Annotated in this window: 13 protein-coding genes and 1 pseudogene; 4 read left to right on the top strand and 10 right to left on the bottom strand. The window is 66.1% G+C overall.

Annotated features, from left to right (window positions below; all coding sequences use genetic code 11):
* Positions 1-271: 271 nt before the first annotated feature.
* Positions 272-1183 (bottom strand): LysR family transcriptional regulator, encoded by a 912-nt coding sequence (locus tag IBL25_RS19265; RefSeq protein WP_187780138.1) that lies wholly within the window; start codon positions 1181-1183, stop codon positions 272-274.
* A gap of 105 nt (positions 1184-1288) precedes the next feature.
* On the opposite strand from IBL25_RS19265, the gene IBL25_RS19260 reads away from it, so the two are divergent.
* Positions 1289-1948, top strand: a complete 660-nt coding sequence (locus tag IBL25_RS19260; RefSeq protein ID WP_187780137.1) for an NADPH-dependent F420 reductase — start codon at positions 1289-1291, stop codon at positions 1946-1948.
* 187 nt (positions 1949-2135) lie between these two features.
* Here the strand turns inward: IBL25_RS19260 and IBL25_RS19255 are convergent, their stop codons facing one another.
* Positions 2136-2591: a winged helix-turn-helix transcriptional regulator gene (locus tag IBL25_RS19255; protein WP_238940536.1), complete on the bottom strand. Its 456-nt coding sequence runs from the start codon at positions 2589-2591 to the stop codon at positions 2136-2138.
* Positions 2592-2706: 115 nt separating this feature from the next.
* Here IBL25_RS19255 and IBL25_RS19250 point away from each other — a divergent pair, with 115 nt between their 5' ends.
* Positions 2707-3969 carry an MFS transporter gene (locus IBL25_RS19250; protein ID WP_187780135.1) on the top strand — a complete coding sequence of 421 codons (1263 nt, stop codon included), beginning with the start codon at positions 2707-2709 and terminating at the stop codon, positions 3967-3969.
* A 244-nt stretch (positions 3970-4213) separates the two neighbouring features.
* Here the strand turns inward: IBL25_RS19250 and IBL25_RS19245 are convergent, their stop codons facing one another.
* Positions 4214-5095, bottom strand: coding sequence for an MBL fold metallo-hydrolase (locus IBL25_RS19245; protein WP_187780134.1), 882 nt, complete (start codon positions 5093-5095; stop codon positions 4214-4216).
* A 463-nt stretch (positions 5096-5558) separates the two neighbouring features.
* Between IBL25_RS19245 and IBL25_RS27625 the strand changes: the two are divergent.
* Positions 5559-5759: pseudogene (locus tag IBL25_RS27625) on the top strand (DJ-1/PfpI family protein); the annotation flags it as partial.
* The gene (locus IBL25_RS26715) at positions 5739-6206 is read left to right on the top strand and encodes a GlxA family transcriptional regulator (protein WP_367615641.1); all 468 of its coding nucleotides are present in this window, start codon (positions 5739-5741) and stop codon (positions 6204-6206) included. The pseudogene IBL25_RS27625 and the gene IBL25_RS26715, both read left to right, overlap by 21 nt.
* A gap of 216 nt (positions 6207-6422) precedes the next feature.
* On the opposite strand, the gene IBL25_RS19235 is transcribed toward IBL25_RS26715, so the two are convergent.
* The 7 genes from IBL25_RS19235 to IBL25_RS19205 all read right to left on the bottom strand — a co-directional run.
* The gene (locus IBL25_RS19235; RefSeq protein ID WP_187780133.1) at positions 6423-8075 is read right to left on the bottom strand and encodes a hypothetical protein; all 1653 of its coding nucleotides are present in this window, start codon (positions 8073-8075) and stop codon (positions 6423-6425) included.
* A gap of 589 nt (positions 8076-8664) precedes the next feature.
* A complete protein-coding gene (locus IBL25_RS19230) occupies positions 8665-8874 on the bottom strand; it encodes a hypothetical protein (protein ID WP_187780132.1) in 210 nt (69 codons plus the stop codon).
* A 402-nt stretch (positions 8875-9276) separates the two neighbouring features.
* A complete protein-coding gene (locus IBL25_RS19225; protein WP_187780131.1) occupies positions 9277-9732 on the bottom strand; it encodes a hypothetical protein in 456 nt (151 codons plus the stop codon).
* A 787-nt stretch (positions 9733-10519) separates the two neighbouring features.
* Complete coding sequence (locus IBL25_RS19220) at positions 10520-11191, bottom strand: hypothetical protein (RefSeq protein ID WP_187780130.1); 672 nt, start codon at positions 11189-11191, stop codon at positions 10520-10522.
* A 318-nt stretch (positions 11192-11509) separates the two neighbouring features.
* The gene (gene parE / locus IBL25_RS19215) at positions 11510-13483 is read right to left on the bottom strand and encodes a DNA topoisomerase IV subunit B (RefSeq protein WP_187780129.1); all 1974 of its coding nucleotides are present in this window, start codon (positions 13481-13483) and stop codon (positions 11510-11512) included.
* Between the two features lie 89 nt (positions 13484-13572).
* Entirely contained in the window at positions 13573-14064 is a 492-nt protein-coding gene (dps, locus tag IBL25_RS19210; protein ID WP_187780128.1) for a DNA starvation/stationary phase protection protein Dps, read from the bottom strand.
* Between the two features lie 85 nt (positions 14065-14149).
* A partial coding sequence (locus IBL25_RS19205; protein WP_187780127.1) for an MFS transporter occupies positions 14150-14581 on the bottom strand: 432 nt, incomplete at its 5' end.

The raw sequence follows: 14581 nt of genomic DNA, 5'->3' as shown, positions 1-14581 counted from the left end.
CATCGACCCGGGTCGATCAGGAGGACGCCGTCCGCAGACTAGGCTCAGGGCTCATTGATCCAGAAGAGGACGGTGGGCGCGAGGCAGATAGCGGACCTTCCGTTCTCGGCCAGCTTTCCCCCTTCCGCTCAGTGCCCACAGCAGCCATCTGCAGAGCTCAGAGCCTTGCCGCAAAGCGGACGTCAACCTCTGGCTGGCCAGGACCGGAAAAGTTGGCTGCAGCGCTAGCCTGCCTATCCGGGATAACCGTTTGGGGTATGACCAGCAAACCTCAATGCCTGCGCTGTTTAGATGCCCCAAACTCCGCAACAACCGTGCTGAGGAAGCTGCGCAGCTTTGGTGTCATCTGTCGGTCGGCAGCATGGAGGATGTGCATAGGTCGAGACGGCCCGTCGTAGCCGGATAGAACCTGCACGAGGCGCCCAGCCGAGAGTTCCGGGGCGAGTGCGGCCTCAGGACCGAGCGTGATGCCGAACCCGTCCAGAGCAGCACGGAGTAGGCCCCTCCAGTCGTTGATCTGGAGGCGTCCAGACACGGAGACGTCGAAGCTGCGTCCATCGCAACTGAACCGCCACTGACGGCTCAGGGCGCCCGACCAGTAAGCGAAGCCCAGGCATTCGTGGCGAGCAAGGTCAGACGGTACTTCCGGCACACCATTTTCCGCCAGATAGGCGGGTGAGGCGCAGGCGATCAGCCGGTAGGGCATGAGAGGGCGCGCCACCAGAGCGGTGTCGCTGACCGGCCCGAGGCGGATCACTGCCTCGAAACCTTCATCGACCGGATCCACCAGGCGATCGGACAGCGTGAGATCAACCTGCACCTCCGGATGGGTACGAAGGTAGCGCGTGACCAGCGGGACCAAGCTGTGACTGCCGAAGGTCACGGGTGCGTTGATCCGGAGGCGCCCGCGTGGGGCCTCTCGCACCTTCTGGGCCAGAGCATCGGCCGCCTCGGCTTCTGCCAGAACGAGCCGACACCGTTCGTAGTACAAGCGGCCGAACTCGGTGAGGCTCTGCTTGCGCGTGGTGCGGTTCAGCAGCCGTGTGCCGAGCCTGTCCTCCAGAAACACGACATGCTTGGCGACCATCTGAGACGACATGCCGAGCGCTGTTGCGGCGGCCGTAAAGGAACCGAGGTCGGCGGCCCGAACGAAAACGGCCATGCTTGTGAGCCGGTCCAGCATTTCCTACCCGTGGTTGTGAAAGAAACCTCGACTCCGCGATTTATCACAATCTGATGCTAAGCCAACCTCAGGTCGCGCGTTGAGACAGGCATCAGGAGCAAGGGTATGCGGATCGGCATCATCGGGGCAGGGTTCATCGGGCGCGCTGTCGCGCGCCTCGGCGTGGCGGCGGGCCACGAAGTGATGGTCAGCAACTTGCGCGGGCCGCATACGCTCAGCGGCATCCCGGGTGCTACGGGGGCCGGGATCGGCACCGTGGAAGAGGCCGCCCGCTTCGGCGAAGCCGCATTGGTTGCGATTCCGCTCCACCAGTACCAGACCATTCCGAGTGCGCCCTTGGCCGGAAAGGTCGTGCTGGACGCCAACAACTACTATCCGGACCGGGACGGGCGGATCCCGGCACTGGATGCTCAGCGGACCACCACGAGCGAGATGCTGGCACGACATCTGCCGCAGTCGCGCATTGTGAAGGCCTTCAACGCCATCCTGGCAGCCGACCTGGAGAAGGGTGGATCGCTACTGGCGTCGGGGCAGCGGCGTGCTGTGCCGATTGCCAGCGATGACCAAGAAGCCAAGGTAGTTGCCACGCAGTTCCTGGACCAGATCGGCTTTGATGCCGTCGATGCTGGCCCATTTTCGGAGGGTTGGCGTTTTGAGCGGGCCAGGCCTGCCTACTGCGCTCCGCTCGACCGGGAAGCCCTACTTCAGACTTTGAAGACGACCGAACGCGACAACTGGGTGCTTGAAGGCTCCTGGCGACGTTGAGAGACGAGTTGCTGCCAACCTTCGCATCACCAACGCTTCCGATCAGACATCTTGGCGACTTTCCGGAAGGTAGATACGGGCAAGCTCTGTGCTGCCCGTTGCGATTGAAGGCTCACTTCGGCTCCCCAGCTGCGGAGTGGGATCTGCCGCGCGCCTGACGTGCAGGACACATCAAAGCCGCCCGAGCTCATGGCACGCACTGCCGTTTCAGAGACTGGCCTACTTTGCTGACCCTTGTGTCCCGCGGATCCAGCTTCTGTCCAGCGGATGAACGGAGTTCGATGGGCGGCACCGGCGTGAGACCGTCGGCTTCCACAAGCGTGGAATGCTGCTCGCCAGGTGCGTAGAGGTTCGTCTCGCCCCACTGACGCAGGGCCACGATCACCAGGAAAAGCGAGTGCCCCTTTTCGGTCAGCACGTACTCCCCGTAGGCACTGGCGTCCGAAGCGGGTGCCTGATCCAGCACGCCGACGGCCACCAGATGCCGGAGGCGTCCGCTGAGGATGCCTTTGGCAATCCCCAGACCCTTCTGGAACTCGCTGAACCGCCGCACGCCATCAAAGGCATCACGGACGATCAGCAGCGACCACCAGTCGCCGATGGCATCCAATGCCCGCGCCACCGGGCATTCCGCATCGCTCATGCTCAGTCGCTTCACCATTCAGGCCCCACCGCTCATGACCCAGCTAGTCCCATTATAGGACTGGTCTAGCCGCCCGTCATCTGGTCTCATTATAGGACCAGAATCGGAGGTCCTAATGGATGGCGAGCAAACGGCGCAAGCAACCAGCGCCACGGGCGTGCACGAAGCGGCGAAGGAGCCACGCACTTCCGGCCTGTCGCCGAGACTAACCCTCCTTCTGGCGATCGCCTGCGGTCTGGCGGTAGGCAACGTCTACAATGCGCAGCCGCTTCTGGAGACCATCGCGGCCGAACTCGGGATTCCGCTCGGGAGCGTCGGCATCATCGGAACGATCACGCAGGTCGGCTATGGACTGGGCTTGGTGTTCATCGTGCCGCTTGGCGACGTAATCAGCCGACGGAGCCTCGCGTTGTGGCAGTTCATCCTCTCGGCCGCGGTTCTCCTCGTCGCAGGCTTCGCGGGCACCCGGACGCTGTTTCTCGTTGCGGCGGGAGTGATTGGCTTGCTGGCTGTCGTGGTCCAGGTTCTGGTCGCCCTGGCCGCGTCTCTCGCGGTACCGGAGCAGCGTGGCCGCGCGCTCGGGCTGGTCACCGGCGGTGTGGTGACAGGGATCCTCGCGGCCAGGGTTCTCGCAGGCTTCATCGCTGACGTGGCGGGTTGGCGCGCGGTTTACTTCACCTCCGCGGGCGCCATGATGGCCATGGCCGCGCTGCTGTTCCGCGCTCTGCCGCAGGAGCCGGAGACGAGGGTCCCGATCACCTACGCAGGGTTGCTCCGCTCCATGGCGGAGTTGCTGCGGCGGGACAGAACCCTCCGGTTGCGGGCGGGCTTCGCATTCCTGATCTTCGCGACGTTCAGCACCTTCTGGACGGCCGTGGCCCTGCCGCTGGGCCGAGAACCTTTCATGCTTTCGCATGCTCAGGTGGGCCTTCTCGGGTTCGCGGGCGTGGTCGGCGCCCTGGTCGCGGGCGGTGCGGGGCGGCTGGTTGACCGGGGGTTCGGGACCACGGTCACAGGCGCCGCCCTCGGTCTCATGCTGCTGTCCTGGCTTCTTCTCGCGATGCTGCCGATCTCGCTGGCATGGCTGGTGGGTGGAGTGGTCCTTCTCGACCTCGCGGTCCAGGCGGTGCATGTCACGAACCAGAGCCTGCTGGTGTCCCAGCGGCCCGAGGCGGCCGGACGCCTCATCGGGATGTACATGGTCTTCTATTCCCTGGGCAGCGCCACCGGTGCGATCGCCTCGACAGCCGCCTACGCGCAGGCGGGATGGCCAGGCGTTTGTTCGCTGGGCGCGGCCTTGAGTTCCGGCGCAGTTTTGCTCTGGATCCTCGCATCCCGGCGCCGCCACGCGCATGAGGCCGAAGTGCTCCCGCACTAACAGCACGGCCACACTGTCCGGCGGTGAACGCGTTCGCTGCGGCATGTCAGCCTGCCGGGAGCCGCCGTTCCGCTATCAGTCAGGTCCGGTCGGGGCGGCTTCACTCCCAGACGGGTCATGCGGGTAAGTAAAAACGGCGCTCCGGAACAGACAGCGGGATGCGAGATGCCGCGCCTTCACCTGATAAAGACGCGGCGTCTCAGAAGCCACGCTCGGTGGCTGCGGGAGCGGGGACGCGGGCGAACTAGATGGTTACGGTCTCGCCGTCAGCCGGAACACGCAGGCTCGCCGCGAAGCCTTCCCGCTCGGCGAAGGCTCGCAGTTCGGCGCGGCTCAGGATGCAGTGGTTCACGGCTTCCATGTGGCTAGCAATCAAGGTGGCCTTCGGGGCGGCACGGTGGACCGCCCGGACGTCCTCTTCCCCCATGATGATGGGGTCCAGGCCGATGAAGGTCGCCTTGCCCGCGTTCAGCACGATCACGTCCGGCCGGTGCTTGGCGATGGCCTGCTCGACATGACCGTTCCAGATGGTGTCGCCCGCGATGTAGAGCGTCTTCTCCGACGGATGACTGAAGACGACGCCGCAGACCTTACCCAGGCGCGGCACCGCCTTGAGGGTGGCGTCGGTGCCGTGCTGCCCACCCGTCCTGGCGAGCTTGACGCCTTTGAACTCTGACGCCTCGGTCAGGACGCGTACGTCCGTGAAGCCTGCTTCCCGGATGGTCGCGGCGTCGTCTTCATTCTGCGTGAACAGGGGCAACGACTTCGCGAGCTGCACCTTGGCCGCACTGTCCCAGTGATCGGTGTGCAGATGGGTCACGATCACCGCGTCCACGTCAGTGATGTCGGCGATGGACAAAGGCAGAGGCACCAGGGGGTTGCGCCGCTCGCTGTTGGCCGATCCGGCAAAGCCAGGAGACGTGCCCTGCTCGTCCAGCATCGGGTCCACCAAAAAGCGCACACCGGCGTAGTTGATGCGCAGTGTGGCATTGCGGATCTGCGTCACCGCCGCCTGCTGGCGAGCGGCATGTGAAGTGTGCGTCGTCATGCCGATGATTCCCATGGACAAGGCCGGGAGTGTCTTCCGGCGCGTGATCAGGAAGCCTTTCTTGCCTCTGTCGGTCATGGCTCAGTCCTCCTTGCCAATACCTGGGCTGCGAGCGCCGTCAGCAACCCCAAGCCCATGCGGATACGATGGCCTCTGGATAAGTGACCGCGCCGGACGTTAGCAGTGGCGGCACCGACATAATGAGGGTCAGAAACGACATGCCAGGACAGAACGCCATTGAGATCGGCGTGGTGATCTATCCTGGCGCTCAGCTCGCGGCCGTGCTCGGGATGACGGACTTCTTGATGCTCGCTGACCGTATCGCAGGGGAACAGGCGAACCGCCAGGCACCCGCGCTGCGGGTCAGCCACTGGCAGTTGCGGGACGGCGAGGACATTCCGGCCCGCGTGTTTGACACCGCTTCTGGCATCGAGGGAACGCCGAACATCCTTATCCTGCCGCCCCGGCTCGGCGCGCCCATCGAGCCGCAAGAGGCGGCGCCCTTCGTGAACTGGCTGCGTGAACGGCACAGCACGGGCACCTCGCTGGCTCGATCTGCACGGGTGCCTTCCTTCTGGGCGAGACGGGCCTCCTGTCTGGTCGCTGCATCACGACCCACTGGACCTTCGAGGAGGCGTTCCAGGCGCGTTTCCCGGAAGCCAGGATGGATGCCGCCCGCCTGCTCATCGACGACGGCGACATCATCACCGCGGGCGGGGCGATGGCCTGGACCGACCTCGTCCTGAGGCTGATCGACCGCCATCTCGGGCCCGTCGTCATGATGAAGACCGCGCGGCGGCTCCTGGTCGACCCGCCCGGGCGGGAGCAGAGCTACTACAGCGCCTTCACGCCGAGGCTGCATCACGGTGACGGCGCCATCCTCAAGGTCCAGCACTGGCTCCAGGTGACCGAGGCTAGGGACAGTGACCTTGCCACGCTTGCCATGCAGGCCGGGCTGGAGGAACGGACCCTCCTGCGTCGCTTCCAGAAAGCGACAAGCCTGACGACCACGGAGTACTGTCAGCGGCTCCGCATCGGAAAGGCTCGCGAACTGCTCCAGTCCAGCCCGCTCACGGTGGATCAGGTGGCATGGGAGGTCGGCTACGCCGACGCAGGTGCGTTCCGGAAGGTCTTCACAAGGATCGTGGGCCTCACGCCTGCGGAGTATCGCAAGCGCTTCCGGGCATGAACTGGATTGACCGACGGCAGCCAGTCTTGTCGAAGGTCTGCTTCTCCGGTTCAGCCGCCCAAGAGCGGACTGGCCGCTTCCGGCCAGCTTTGTCCCTTCCGCTCTGTGCCCAAAGAGGTTCAGTCAGTCGCTCAACACCCGCAGCAGTCGGAAAGCGAACTTGGGATTACGGAAAGGGACAGGACGCCCGGTGCCGAAGCTTTCCACGACACCGGCTCAATTCTGTCCCTTGGCTTGGTTGCTCCTGTCCAATGGGGCATCGACCTGCTGCGAGCGCGGAACGGCGGTAGCGTCCCGGATCAGGCACCAACGGGCTTCAGCCGGATCGGGCATGCAGCCGGGCCAGAAGGCTTCCCTGCAGAAGCGATTGTCGCGGGTGATCCAGCGTTCGGCCGACAGGCAGCGTCGCCAGTTCTCCGGCGTCGCTGCCGGACCATCCAGGTACAGGGTCTTGAGCCATGCCATGCCGAGCAACTCGGTGGCGGGGAGAAGGTCGGTCACCCACGGCCATTTGGCTGGCAAGGCCGGACGCGCCACGGCGGTCGCCCCTCTCGAGACAGCGCGGCGATAGCCCTTCAGGAAGTGCGATTCCAGCCTTAAACCGAATCTGCCGCCATCCGTGCCGATCAACGTCTCCAGCACCGTCAGGTCGCAGCCGCCCGGCAGGATGAGCTCGGTCGGGAAGGCCATCGCCGTGCCCAGGAACGTCCCGGCCCGCGCGAAGAGGTCGATCTCGAAGAAGTACCCGAGCACGCGCATCCGGCTCGCCGTAGACCGGATGCTGGCGGCCTCATCGCCGGGGTGGATGCCCCGCCACTGCCGGAGCAGGACGGACCATATCGCCGCGGCCTCGCCGTACTCGGCCTCCGATGCCGCCCAGTGGCGTTCCAGATCAGGCGAGATGCCCCGCCCGCCGGATTCCCGCGCCTCGGCAATCATGCGCTGGATCACTTCCTGGGCCCCGGTGCCGCCCCAGGAGACAATCTGGACCAGGTGGTGCATGGCGGGCGAAGCATCCAGATATGCCTGGAGCATGTAGCCGACGCCCTGCGCCACCAGGGCGCCCTGGCTCTGCCCGGTCAGCACGACCTCGCCGCCGCCCCGCATGTCGCGTGCGTAGGCGGCGGCGTCGCGGATCATCTCCAGCGCCGCCGTGGAGGTGAACTGCGCGCGCCCGAAGGTCAGCCCTGACGCCCAACTCCGGAAGTCGCGATGTTCGAATACGTGCGTACCTGCGATGGCGTAAATCCGGTGCGGCGCGCTGCCGCTTCCCGGCAAACGCTCCAGGGCCACGGCCGCGAAGCCGCTGAACATGTCGACATAGAGCTTTACGGGACGGTAATCGGGCAGTTGGCCGAGATCGGTCTGCAGCACCGGCATCGCGCCCGCCGCATCTGTTCCTCGCAGGCGGATGTCGTAGGCCATGTCCGCGGCCACGACGGTGGCGTCATCCAGGCGCCAGAGCTGCGGCAGGCGGGATCTTCGGTCCCTCATGACGTCGGGCGTGCTGCCGCGGGGCAGGTAGAGGGTCGCCGCACTGCCTTCCGGAAGCCTGAGGTTCTGGATGCCATCCAGATGGAGCTCAAGCCGGAGCTGCCGCCCTGAGCCGCTCCACGTCGCGCGGATGCCGTGATGTGCCAGGATGTCCCGCGCAAGAGGCGCGAGGTCCGACAGCGAGAGTGTCAGCTGGCCCAAGCCGCCGCCGGATTCGCTTAGCGGTCCACTGCAACGGTCCACCGGCAGTTCCATCGGCTTGCCTCCCGTGTCCTGCAACGGCTGCGCCCGCACCTGGACGGACATCAGGAGCAACAGCAGCGCAGATCCCACTCGCAGGGCACTGAGGAGGGACGCGGCAGCAAGCAGAGGCATGGCGCTTCCTACTACGCGGAGCCCATGGAATGGAGGGAGGCGGAACCAGGAGTCCAGCATCACGCTTGCAGAGGTGAACCGGGCTTCGTTGCCAGGGCAGCGATGCACCCGCTGCCCCTGTCGACGGCATCCGCGCACCTGCTCGCCAGGAGCGCTCGCTGCCCGCTTCTTCACGCATGGCTGGCCCGCACCCTTCCCGGCGGGGCCTGATCGCCTCGCTGTACGTGGGCAACGCCATGCTGCTGGTGCTCAACCTGCCGCTGGTCGGCCTTTGGGTGCGGCTGCTGCCTATCCCCGGCCCTGGCTTTACGGCGGAATCCCGGCGTTCGCGCTGGTGGGGGGCGGCCCTGATGGGCCGCAGCCGTTCCTCGCGCCTGCGCAGGAGTTCCTCGTCCAGCAGGTTGGCTACCGTGCGAGCGAGGTAGGGTCTGCCGTCGGGGCCGTAGTGGCCGCGCTCGGCGAGCATGTCGGCAACGGTGCCGAGGTCGCGGTCCAGGTCTTCCGAGGCGAGTCGGCGGGCTTCGGCTTGGACGGCGGGATCGACTGGGTAGGGCGGCATGGGCAGTCCTCCTCAGGCCGTTAGGCTAGCTCATGTGCGCCGGGACATGGCAAGGCGGCGCAGGCGGGCGCGAATCCGAAAGCCTGCCGCGACGCCCGTCCCACGATGTTCCGCCGACATGTGGTGCAGGATGACGCTGTTCATCGCCATCTCGGCCACTTCCTGGATCGTACGGGCGCCGGTCAGCCAGAGGACGCGCTCCACGAGGTCCGGCGGCAGGTGGACGTCCCGCGTCACCATCCGCCGCCGTCCGAGCAGGCCGACCTTCCATGCCTGCTTGGACGACTCGGCCGCCGCTGGCCCGACGCCGGGCGGCTCCAGTCCGGCCGCCCGGAACTCGGTGCGGCGCCGCTGGACACGCTTGAGGGCCGCCTGCAGGTCCGAGTTGACGAAAGGGCAACGCAGTGATCAAGGGGTCAGACTGTGCTTGCGACGCATAGCCCTCACCGGCGACGAACCTCCGTCGCGGCCAAGTTCAGGGCGGACTCAGCGGGGCAGGGCATCGCAATCCTCCTCGGGTCGCCAGCCTAGCGCGGGCGCCCGACGCCCAGACAAGCTTCCGCGCGCGGTTCTCGTTCACCTGTATGCGGCTCAGGCCGGTCGGTCATAACCGGTCCGGGACGGCGCCGTCGCCGTCCGCAGTCAGTCGGACAGCATGCCGACCAGCACGGGCACCAGGGGAGGCGGCACGATCGCGTCGAAGCTGGCGCTGCCGCGCAGCCTGCCCGAGATGAGGACAAGATCACCTGACACGTCCGAGGCGTGCACATCGTCCACGGTGGACCGGATCACGTAGTCGGTGATGTTCTCCGCCGATAGCGCGCAGGCGATGCTCTCGGAAACCCGCCTGAACGCCTCCTGGGCCGCGTTGAAGGCACCGCAGTCCGCCTCCGCCTGGGCCACCATGCGCTCGATGGCGCCCACCCCGAGCGCCTCGATGAGCCGGTCCCGGCTCCGGGTCCCGAACAGCAGCGTCCTGTCCGCCCGCGGAGGGTGCCGGAAGGTGATGGCGATGTGGGGCTCGGGCTCCTCCTCGTCGTCCTCGGCCACCAGGACGAAGGCGACCTTGGCGCCGGTGACAACGCCTGTGGAGGGCATCTCAAGCTTTAGCGGGAGCTGTTCACCAGGGGCAGGCATGCCGGAGGTCCAAGGAAGCGCAGGGGAGGGGGGCGCCTTATAGGGGACCGGCCGCGTCAGCGACAGAAGGCCGACTCGAGCAGAATCGAGGAGCGATGATCCTGGCAAGCGCCGCTGAACCTCCTATGCTGCCCGGGCGCTTCGGTGACGAGGCATGGGAGCGGACGATGAGGCTGGCTACCTACGTCTTGAAGTTGGCAGGCCTAGCCGCGAGCGGTGGAGTGTTCTTGGCTTACGCAGGCGAGCCGCTGCCTGCGGGCTGGTTTGAGGGCATCGTGATGCCGGGCTCAACAATGGGACCCGCGGCTTTCGTCCTGGGCATGTGGGCGGCTGGCCTTGCTTCCACGGCAGGAGGTATGATCGGTCTGGTTTGGTTCACGTGGGCGTTCTGGCGCGAGCGGCGGCGGGCCGGAGCGCGGACTGCGGGCTGACCCTGTGGCAGCTGCAAGTAGATCAGGCGGCGTAGTGTCTGAAGCCGGGAGGACAGCCGTGCTGGCGCAGGTCCGAGCGATGATGCGGTAATCTGGACGGCACCCATCGACCCATCCGTGGCGCAAGAACGCGAAGCCCAGGCAACCCCAGCCCTGAAGGCGCGTTGCATGGGCAGGTACTGTGACCTGGGTGCGGGGACGGCGGCCGCGGATGGAGCGATCCTGGGCTATCGTTCCCGCATATCATGAGGTCTACGGTGAGTGGTCCTCGTTCGGCTCAGCAGCCCACCACTTACCGGGATTATCTTCTGGCGGTGTCATGTGACCGCATGGCTATCACCTCCATGAACGAGTTTGCGGGCGGAACGCGCAGATTGCTGCGGTCCCGACAGGCTTGAAGGTACTGTGACCCGGCGCTGTTCTGTGTGCCCGGCGGCTGCAAGGGTGTAGGTCCCTCGGCCATCCGAACTGAATAGGTGTCGGTTCTCAGTGAGGATGGTCGCCAGCCGGTTGATCGGCCTTGCTTCAGCTCCCAGTACGCCGTCGGCAAGGAGGATCTCAAGCAGCCGCCGTCTATGGAGCGGACCGTGCTCCCGCAGCGCCGCCTCGATGCGCGCGCACGCACGGGAACTCTTGCTGTTCGGCTTGCCCCTCGATACCTGCGTGACCGCTTCACTCTGTGCCTCGAGGGCACGCAGCATCTTCGGCGGCGGAACCGTGCCTCGAGTCCCGTTCACGAACCCGAGTAGGCGCCATGACCAACGCATGGCCTCGCCCACGTTGGCCACTTCTTTGATGACGCGCTCTAACTCCGCGCGGCAGAGGTCAACTTCGTTCGAGTCCGAGTCACTGCACTCCGCTTCTACCAGCGCCCTTTCCAGTTCCGCGCGACGGTCAATCACCATCGCCAGCTGTTGGTCCAGGCGATCAATGAACTCCTCAAGCGGACCGCAGATGTCGAGCGGGCCATAGATCTCGAACTCTTCCATGTCGCAAGGAATGTTTGCCCGATCAGAAGGTTTCACGACGTTCGGAAACTGTCCGGCCTGTGTCCAACTTCACTCGAGTTCAAGCGGGATGCGGAGCAGAGTGAGCAAAGCAGTGCGCGAGAGGGGGGCGCTAACCAAGGCTTATGAAGGCGGGAGCGGAAATCCTTCAGCGGCCGAGATGCGGAGGGGCGCTGCCCTCAAGAAGAGAAGCCCCGGCAAGAGCTCTGCTTGCCAGGGCGAATATAACTGAAACAGTGGGTTATGCAGGAGGGAGTCTCTTCAATCGGAGTTGTGTCTCTCGAATGGCGCGCCGTTACATCAGGCGTCCACTTCCTCCAGGTCCAGCTTCGCAGCATTTTCCTGGATGAAGCGGAAGCGCAGCTCGGCCTTGCGGCCCATCAGCTCCTCCACCCGCTCCGCGGTGGCGGCACGTTCCTCGGGCGGCAGCACCACCTTCAGCAGGGTGCGCCGCTTCGGGTCCATGGTGGTTTCCTTGAGCGATGCCGCCGGCATCTCGCCCAGGCCCTTGAAGCGGCTGACCTCGACCTTCTGGTTCGGCTTGAAGGCCTTCTTCATCAGCTTCTCGCGCTCGGCATCGTCCATCGCATAGATGGTCTTGCCCCCGGCCGTAAGCCGGTAGAGCGGCGGGCGCGCCAGATGCACCCGGCCCTGGCGCACCAGCTCCGGCAACTCCTTGTAGAAGAAGGTCATCAGCAGCGTGGCGATATGGGCGCCGTCCACATCGGCATCGGTCATGATGATGATGCGACCATAGCGCAGGCGGCTGATGTCGAAACGGTCCCCGGCGCCGCAGCCCAGGGCCTCGATCAGGTCCTTCAGCTCCTGGTTCTGCCGCAGCTTGTCGGCGCTGGCGGAGGCCACGTTCAGGATCTTGCCGCGCAGCGGCAGCACCGCCTGGGTCTCGCGGTCCCGCGCCTGCTTGGCGGAACCACCGGCCGAATCGCCCTCCACCAGGAACAGCTCAGTGCCTTCCGCCGATTCGCGGGCGCAATCGGCCAGCTTGCCCGGCAGGCGCAGCCGGCGCGTGGCGGTCTTGCGGGGCGTGTCCTTCTGCTCGCGCCGGCGGATGCGTTCTTCCGCCCGCTCAATGGCGAAGGCCAGCAGGTTGTCGGCGGTGGCCGGGTCGCCGGCCAGCCAGTGGTCGAAGTGGTCGCGCAGGCCGGCCTCGACCAGCTTGCTGGCCTCCGGGCTGGTCAGCTTGTCCTTGGTCTGGCCCTGGAACTGCGGGTCCCGGATGAAGACCGAGAGCATGCCCGCCAGCCCGCCGAAGATATCCTCGGCGGTCACGTTGCCGGCGCGCTTCTCCTTCTTCAGGTCACCATAGGCGCGCAGGCCCTTTACCAGCGCCGAACGGAGGCCGGCCTCATGCGTGCCGCCCTGGGGGGTCGGAATGGTATTGGCGTAGGTATGGACGAAGCCGTCGCCACGCTCCACCCAGGTCACGGCCCATTCCACCCGGCCCGCGCCCTTGGGGAAGGTGACATCCCCAGCCCAGGGGGCGGGGATGACGGTGGGCTGGCTCTCCACCGCCGCCGCCAGGAAGTCCAGCAAGCCACCGGGGAAGTGCAAGGTGGCGTTGGAAGGCGTGTCGTCCTTGATCAACGCCGGGTCGCAGGCCCAGCGGATCTCGACGCCCCGGTACAGATAGGCCTTGGAGCGGCAGAGCTTGAACAGCCGGGTGGCCGAGAACTGCTGGTTGCCGAAGATCTCGGGGTCCGGCTTGAAGCGGATGGTGGTGCCGCGCCGGTTATGCACCGCGCCGGCATTCTTCAGCTTGGTGGTCGGCTTGCCGCGCGCATAGCTCTGGGTGAACAGCGTGCGGTCGCGCGCCACCTCCACCTGCAGCGTTTCGGACAGCGCATTCACCACCGAGCTGCCGACGCCGTGCAACCCGCCCGAGGTGTCATAGGCCTTGCCGGAGAACTTGCCACCCGAATGCAGGGTGGTGAGGATCACCTCCAGCGCCGAGAGCTTGGGGAATTTCGGATGCGGGTCCACCGGGATGCCGCGCCCATTGTCGCGCACCACCAGCACGTTGCCGGCTTCCAATGACATCTCGATGCGGTCGGCATGGCCTGCCACCGCCTCGTCCATGGCATTGTCCAGCACCTCCGCCGCCAGATGGTGCAGGGCGTTCTCGTCGGTGCCGCCGATATACATGCCGGGCCGGCGCCGCACGGGCTCCAGCCCCTCCAGGACCTCGATGTCCTTGGCGGAATAGCTTGCTTGGGCAGGGGCCTTAGCACCCTTGCCGCCGAAGAGATCGTTCATGTCTTGTTCACACCCCTCGCGCCGCACGGTAGCGGCGGAGGGGGGGGAACCGCAACCCGGAGCGCGCTTCGGCGCCCCGGATCAGGTGCTCAATTCTCGGCGTTGCCGGTATGCGCCTCCAGCATCCACAGCTTCTTGTCGAGGTCGCGGGAGATCTCGGTCAGCAGGTCGGCGGTGTCGGCATCGCCGGCCTCGTCGGTGGTGTCGATGCCCTCGCGCACCGTCTTGGCATTGGCGGCGAAGCGCTCCACCAGCTCCTCGACATGCTTCATGGTGTAGGTCACGTCGCGCGGATAGGCCTTCAGGCGGGTCTTCTCGGCCACCAGCTGGCTGGTGCCGTCCGGCGTGCCGCCCAGCTGCACCAGGCGCTCGGCGATGTCGTCACCGAACTGGAACAGGTCGTTGTAGAAGCCCTCCAGCATGGTGTGCAGGCCGATGAAGTTCGGGCCGCGCATCGTCCAGTGGGCCATGCGGACGCTGTTGGTGAGGTCGATGGTATCGACCAGCACGCCGTTCAAAACGTTGATGGAGGTCTTCTTGGCATTCTCACCAAGGTCATTGGGGGACTTGCGAAGGGCCATGATTGAGTTCTCCCACTTTCTGGCGCGTCTAACGCTGCCTTTGGAATGAGAGTTGCCCGGGGCCCGGTTGCAAGCCCCGCCAAGCTCAAGAATGCCTGCCCTGCGCGATCAGGGGGTCCTGGGCGATGTAGCGGGAGGCCTTGGGCGGCGTGTCCCCCCGGTGCAGGGCGGCGGCGCGGGCGATGATGGCACGGTCCTCCGGCTCCAGCCGGTCCATCTCGCGCAGGTGCTCGGTCCAGCTTTCCACCGCCCAGAACTCGGCCCAGAACTCCGGATGCGCGACATCCTCGTAGAGGCGCCACCACAGGGCGCCGCTGCGCATCCGCACCTGCCGCAGGTCGGCCATGGCGGCCAGGAAGGCGGTGCGGTCGGCGGGGTCGATGCGGTAGCGAACGCCTTCCAGCACCCGGCCACGGTCGCGCGCCAGCAGCCCGGCCAGTTCCGGCGCCGGGGCCTCGGGCTCCGGGATGGAGCCGGTCGGGGCTTCCCGCGCCGCCGGCCCTTCCAGCCGCAGGGC

Origin of the sequence: Pseudoroseomonas ludipueritiae, from assembly GCF_014490445.1 — a bacterium.
GTDB classification, from domain to species: domain Bacteria; phylum Pseudomonadota; class Alphaproteobacteria; order Acetobacterales; family Acetobacteraceae; genus Pseudoroseomonas; species Pseudoroseomonas ludipueritiae.
Note: the sequence above shows the minus strand (reverse complement) of the source record. Positions and strands in the feature narration are given on the sequence as shown.